The sequence below is a fragment of the Microbacterium sp. C448 genome (assembly GCF_000582705.2).
GTDB lineage: Bacteria > Actinomycetota > Actinomycetes > Actinomycetales > Microbacteriaceae > Microbacterium > Microbacterium lacus_A.
In genome coordinates this window covers 1-5,925 of sequence record NZ_HG779736.1, presented here as the reverse complement: position 1 = coordinate 5,925, position 5,925 = coordinate 1, and the positions used below count along the sequence as shown (strand labels likewise).

The following is a 5,925-nucleotide window of genomic DNA, read 5'->3' as shown; positions in this document are numbered from 1 at the left end:
ACCGATACACCACGTCCCAGGACTTGACCAATCGACGAGGTTCAGCCGCGCGGTGATCTCGTCGCGCCGAGCGCTGATGAAGGCGGCGTAGTCGGGTCGCTCACCCTCGGCCGGTGCCGGGAAGGCGGCCCCCGTTGTCATCCCTCCACGATAGGTCGGTGGACGACGACCGGGGCCGCCGGTCGCAGCTGGGCGACGTATCAGGCGCGGAGCGCGCGGAGCCCGTCGATGAGCGGCGTGGTCGGGCGACCGATCAACCGCGCCAGCGTTCCGTCCGTGCCCGAGAGCACGCCACCGGCGATCGCCTGGTCGAGCCCGACGACGAAGCCAACCGTGCCCGAGTCCGCGCCTGCGGCCTCGAGTCCCGCTGCCAGCTGCTCGCTCGTCAAGCGCTGGTACGTGACCTCGCGACCGAGAACGACCGATGCCGCCGCGGCCAGGTCGTCGAAGGTCCATGCGACATCGCCGGCGAACTCGTAGACGTTTCCGACATGTCCGTCCTCGACGAGCGCCACGGCGGCGCCCGCCGCGTAGTCGACGCGACTCGCGCTCGCGATGCGCGCATCCCCCACGGAGGACGCGATCACCCCGGACTCGGCCGCACGCTCCAGGTCGCCCGCGTAGTTCTCGGTGTACCAGTTGTTGCGGACGATCACGGCGGGGAGCCCCGACGCCGTGATGGCCTCTTCCGTGGCGCGGTGGTCGGCTCCCAGCGCCCAGTCGAACGTCGTGGCCTGCGGGGCGCTCGTGTAGACGATTCGCTCCACCCCTGCCGCGGTCGCCGCTTCGATGACGTTGAGGTGACCCGCAACTCTCGCGCCAGGAGCGGAACCCGAGATGAGCAGGATCCGATCGATCCCCTCGAGGGCCGCCGCGACGGTGCCGGGCCGGTCGTAATCGAGTTCGACCGTACGGACGCCTCGCGCCGCAAGATCCTGGATCCGCTCCGGATTACGGGCTCCCGCGACGATCTCCGCGGAGTCCACTCCGCGAGTGAGCAAGGACTCGACGGCGAGTCGGCCGAGATGTCCGCTGGCGGCGGTGACGAGATAGGTCATGTGATTCCCTTTCATGCGACGGATGTCTCCTGTGCCAACATCTCCCATCGCAGCGCGCATTCCATTCATGGGGTACCCACCTTTCGGTAAGGTACCTACATGAGCGTAAGTCTTGCGGACATCCGCACTTCAAGCGGCGACGCCGTATTCACGGACGGGTGCCCCACGCGCACCGTGCTTGACCATGTGATGAGCAAATGGGGCGTCCTCGTGCTGCTCGCACTGAGCGAGGGGACCCGGCGGTGGGGAGTCCTGCGGCGCGAGGTCGAGGGGATCAGCGAGAAGATGCTCGCCTCGACCCTGCGCACGCTGGAGGCCGACGGACTCGTGAACCGGCAGTCCTACCCCGAGGTCCCACCGCGCGTCGAGTACGCGCTCACGGATCTCGGCCGAGACATGATGGAGCGCATGCTGCCGCTCATGGACTGGATCGCCGTCCACGCGCCCGCGATGCTGTCGCGAGCCGAGTGAGTCGGATCAGCCCTTGACGGCGTCGGCGATCGGGGTAGAACCCGCGTTGAACTCGATCGTCTGACCGACCGTTGACGGGTCCGCGAGGACGGCGGCGATGACCGCCGCGACGTCCGCTCGCGCGACCGTCCGCGACTCGCCGCCGACGTCGATGCGTCCCGTCGGCGGGTCGAGCGTCAAACCGCTCGGGCCGAGGATGGTCCAATCCAGCCCCGTCTGCTGCAGATGTTCGTCGGCGGCGGCCTTCGCCTCGGCGTAGGCGAAGAACGAGTTGTCCGCGGGTACCCCGTGATCGGGCCCGGCACCGAAGTACGACACCATGACGTAGCGCTTCGCCCCGGCTGCGTCCGCCGCATCCATCGAACGGATGGCGGCGTCGCGATCGATCGCGTACGTCCGCTCGGGGTCTCCCCCGCCGGCGCCCGCCGCCCAGACGATACCGTCGTGGCCGGCGAACAGCGCGGCGAGTTCTGCGCGGTCGAGGCTCTCGACATCGGCGACGACGGCGGTCGCGCCATCCCCCTCGACATCGGCTGTGTGCTCAGCGTTGCGGATGACGGCCGAAACCCCATCTCCGCGTGCGGCCAACAGCGGGGTGAGCAGGCGGGCCACCTTGCCGTGACCGCCGATGATCAGAATCCGGGACATGCGAGCCTCCTCGATCGTTCGGAACGATCCAGCCTATGCGCGCCCCGCACCCAGGGGGCCGGTACCGGCATACCGTGGGGGGATGCGCGTGTCATCCGCCATCCGTGCCCCGCACCGAGCACCCGTTCTGCAGGTCGCCAAGTCAGCTGTTGCAACGGTCTCGGCGTGGCTGATCGCGGACTGGATCGTTCAGGGTCCGCCCCCCGTCTTCGCCGCGATCGCCGCCCTGCTGGTGGTGCAGCCGAGCCTGAACCAGTCGTTCAGCAAGGCCATCGAGCGGAGCGTCGGGGTGATCGTCGGCGTCGTCATCGCGTCGGCGCTCGGGATCGCCTTCGGCGAATACACCTGGGTCATCCTCGTTTCGATCGTCGTCGCGCTGATCGTCGCCTGGCTGGCCCGCGCGACCTCGGGAACCGCAAACCAGGTGGCGATCAGCGCGCTCCTCGTCCTCTCTCTCGGCGCCGCGACTCCGGGATACGCGCTGGACCGCGTGCTCGAGACGATCATCGGTGCCGCGATCGGAATCATCGTCAACGTCATCCTGGTCCCGCCCGTCGCGGTCGCTCCCGCCCATCGCGCCGTGGATGCGCTTGGCGAAGAAGTGGCCGCATCCCTCGAGCGTCTGGCATCGGCCCTTGAACATCCGCGTTCACGAGCGGATCTCGAAGAGCTCCTGCTGACCGCCCGGCTGATGCGGCCGATGCGCGACGCGGCCGAGAACGCGATCGCGGCGGGGCGCGAATCCCTGACCCTGAACCCCCGGGCGCGCCGTCACCGCGAAGAGCTGGCGAGCCTCGGTTCGGTGCTCGATCGCCTCGGACCCATGGTCACTCAGGTCATCGGGATGACCCGCGCCTTCTATGACCACTATGACCCGACGATCGCCGACGAGCCCACCGTGCGGGCGATAGCCGACCAGTTGCGGCGGGCCGCACATGACGTCCGCCTCGACCTCAGGGGTGTTGACACCGCCCCGACGGAAACGATCGATACGGGCGACGCCACGGGCCCGGCGCTCACCGCTCCTTTGGCGATCCCCACCCCGTCGCCGGATCACTGGATACTGATCGGTTCGCTGCTCGAGGATCTGCAGCGCATACACGCGACGCTCTCACGCGCCGTGTAGCGCCCCGGCGGAATCTTCGAGGTGGGCATCCATCTCGGAGACGATCTTTGCGACGGCGACGCGACCGGCACGGTTGGCGCCGATCGTCGAGGCCGAGGGGCCGTACCCGATCAGGAACAGGCGCGGTTCGTCGGTCGCGCGACTGTCGGCAACGCGGATGCCGCCGCCCGGAACGCGGATCCGCAGCGGTGCGAGGTGGTCGAGAGCGGCACGAAAGCCGGTCGCCCACAGGATCGCGTCGGCCGCGACGAACGAACCGTCCGGCATCCGCACCCCGTGCTCTTCCATCGACACGAACATCGGATGCCGCACCAGCACACCGCGCGCCTCGGCCGCCCGCGCCCAGGGCGTCCAATGCATCCCGGTCACAGAGATCACACTCCCCGGCGCGAGCCCCTGGCGCACGCGTTCGTCAACACCGGCGATCGCCGCGACGCGCGCGGGGATGTCGAAGTCATCGTCGATCCATTCCGGCGCGCGGCGCGTGACCCAGAACGTGTCGGCGACGTGTGAGAGCTCGTCGAGCAGTTGGATCGCAGACACCCCTGCCCCGACGATCACGACCCGTTGACCTGCGAACTCATCAGCCGACACGTAGTCGGCAACGTGGAGCTGGCGTCCGCGGAAGCGCTCCTGGCCGGGGTAGTGCGGCCAGAACGGTTTGGTCCATGTGCCTGTGGCGTTGATCACGTAGCGCGCAGAATAGGTCGCCCGCTCCGTCCGCACCCGCAACCGCCCGTGCGGATCGTCGTCTTCGCGCTCGATCGCCCGAACGGGTTCGGGGCGATGCACGCGCAGGTCGAAGCGCCGCTCGTACTCGGCGAAATAGTCGGGCAGGATGTCTCGGCTCGCGGCCGTCGGATCCGCGGGCGGCACGGCAAACCCGGGCAACTCGTGGATCCCGTTGACCGTCCCCATCCGGAGCGACTGCCAGCGATGCTGCCAGGCACCCCCGGGTCCGTCGTTCGCATCGAGGACGACGAACGTACGCGCGTCCGGTGACGCATCCGACGAGGGGGTGTCGAGCGGGACGAATCCGCGGCGCCTCAGGTGGTAAGCAGCCGACAAACCGGCCTGACCCGCACCGATCACGACGACGTCGACGGCCAGCGCTTCCACGCCCATGCGAACCTCGGCCGGCCGCGCGCTATTCCAGCGTCAGTTGAGGGCGCGCGTCGACGACGGGATGAGCCCGTCGGCGTAGAGGTCGATCGCAACGTCCTGCAGGGCCGTCAGGGCGACCCGCTGCGTCATCGGACCGTACGAGATTCGCGCCACTCCGAGCGCCTCGTACTCGGCGGCCGAGAGTGAGCCCGGCAGCCCGATCACGCTCAGCTTGCCCGTGCCGAGGCCTGCCACGAGGTCGCGGGTCGTCTCGGCATCGAGGATTCCGGGTACGAAGACGAGGCTCGCGCCCGCGTCCAGGTAGGCCCGCCCACGCTCGATCGCGTCGGCGATCGATGCTTCACGGGGACGATCTCCCGCGCGGACGAAGGCGTCGGTGCGCGCGTTCAGCACGAAGGGAACACCCTCGGACTCGCCCGCGGCGATGATGGCGCGCACGTTCGCGACGGATACGTCGAGCGGACGCAGCCGGTCTTCAACGTTCGCGCCGACGACGCCCACGCCGATGGCGCGTCGCGTGGTTTCGCCCGCGTTGCCGTAGCCCGCGTCAAGGTCAGAACTGACGGGCAGATCCGTCGCGGCGACGATGCGCCCCACCATGTCGAGCATGACGTCCAGGGGGATGTTCTCGCCGTCCTCGTAACCGAAGGTCGCCGCGATCGAGTGCCCCGCAGTGGCGAGGGCCTTCGTCTCGGGCAACGCCGCGACCGCCCGCGCCGATACGACATCCCACACGTTCACGACCCGGAGGATCTCCGGTGCGGTGTGCAACTGCTCGAGGGACTGGGCCTTTTCTACCTGGTTACTCATGCTTCCACGCTAACGCGGGCCCGCGGGTGACGGGCCGAGCACCCCGCGGTCGCTGAGCCTCACGCGCGGTGGCTGAGCCTCACGCGCGGTCGCTGAGCCTGTCGAAGCGACCAGCCGGGCCTACCACCCGTTCGAGCCCGGCACACCCTTGAAAGGACCGGCTATGGCCGCCGTGATCCATCCGCCGTAGAAGCCTCCCGGCTGGGGTACGACGCGCTCGCCATCGACGGTGCATTCGTCCATGTCTGCGGCGTACACGGCTACCCGGTCCGCGAGAACCTCGAACCCAGGCGAGGGAGTCGGATAGTTCCACCCGGCGCGTGGCACGACGGCGCCCCCGACGACAACGTCGAAGTAGCGCGCGGCACCCTTCCACTCGCAGAACGACGAACCGGACGCGGGCACGAGGGCCCCGTCGGTGAAGTCCGCGATCGGCACGTAATAGACGGGCGGATGACTCGTCTCGAGCACGCGCACGACATCGCTGGTGTCGAGAATCCGGACACCGCCGAGGACGATGGTCACGGCCGCGTCGACCCGCTCGACGCGGGGTGGGCGCGGGTAGTCCCACACCGATTCCTGTCCGGGGGCAACGGGGTCGGGTGTGGGACGGCGCATCCGTCAACGCTAACGGCCCCCGCACATGCGAGGGCGCTTAGCCTCGATCCACCGATGAGCCTTCGGTGG

General features: G+C 69.0%; 7 protein-coding genes. 2 read left to right on the top strand and 5 right to left on the bottom strand.

Annotated elements, in window-relative coordinates; genetic code table 11:
- Positions 1 to 200: 200 nt before the first annotated feature.
- Positions 201 to 1,058 (bottom strand): SDR family oxidoreductase, encoded by an 858-nt coding sequence (locus tag MIC448_RS11670; RefSeq protein WP_036299854.1) that lies wholly within the window; start codon positions 1,056 to 1,058, stop codon positions 201 to 203.
- A 99-nt stretch (positions 1,059 to 1,157) separates the two neighbouring features.
- Between MIC448_RS11670 and MIC448_RS11665 the strand changes: the two genes are divergently transcribed.
- Positions 1,158 to 1,529: a helix-turn-helix domain-containing protein gene (locus MIC448_RS11665; RefSeq protein WP_036299852.1), complete on the top strand. Its 372-nt coding sequence runs from the start codon at positions 1,158 to 1,160 to the stop codon at positions 1,527 to 1,529.
- 6 nt (positions 1,530 to 1,535) lie between these two features.
- Here the strand turns inward: MIC448_RS11665 and MIC448_RS11660 are convergent, their stop codons facing one another.
- Entirely contained in the window at positions 1,536 to 2,177 is a 642-nt protein-coding gene (locus MIC448_RS11660) for an SDR family oxidoreductase (RefSeq protein WP_036299851.1), read from the bottom strand.
- Positions 2,178 to 2,259: 82 nt separating this feature from the next.
- On the opposite strand from MIC448_RS11660, the gene MIC448_RS11655 reads away from it, so the two are divergent.
- Positions 2,260 to 3,303, top strand: coding sequence for an aromatic acid exporter family protein (locus MIC448_RS11655; RefSeq protein ID WP_036299850.1), 1,044 nt, complete (start codon positions 2,260 to 2,262; stop codon positions 3,301 to 3,303).
- Here MIC448_RS11655 and MIC448_RS11650 read toward each other — a convergent pair.
- The 3 genes from MIC448_RS11650 to MIC448_RS11640 all read right to left on the bottom strand — a co-directional run bounded on the left by MIC448_RS11650 (position 3,289) and on the right by MIC448_RS11640 (position 5,856).
- Positions 3,289 to 4,428 carry an NAD(P)-binding domain-containing protein gene (locus tag MIC448_RS11650; protein WP_051513695.1) on the bottom strand — a complete coding sequence of 380 codons (1,140 nt, stop codon included), beginning with the start codon at positions 4,426 to 4,428 and terminating at the stop codon, positions 3,289 to 3,291. The two genes, MIC448_RS11655 and MIC448_RS11650, sit on opposite strands and share 15 nt — an antisense overlap.
- 33 nt (positions 4,429 to 4,461) lie before the next feature.
- A complete protein-coding gene (locus tag MIC448_RS11645; RefSeq protein ID WP_036299849.1) occupies positions 4,462 to 5,238 on the bottom strand; it encodes an isocitrate lyase/phosphoenolpyruvate mutase family protein in 777 nt (258 codons plus the stop codon).
- Positions 5,239 to 5,358: 120 nt separating this feature from the next.
- Entirely contained in the window at positions 5,359 to 5,856 is a 498-nt protein-coding gene (locus MIC448_RS11640; protein WP_036299847.1) for a DUF427 domain-containing protein, read from the bottom strand.
- Between the last annotated feature and the right edge of the window lie 69 nt (positions 5,857 to 5,925).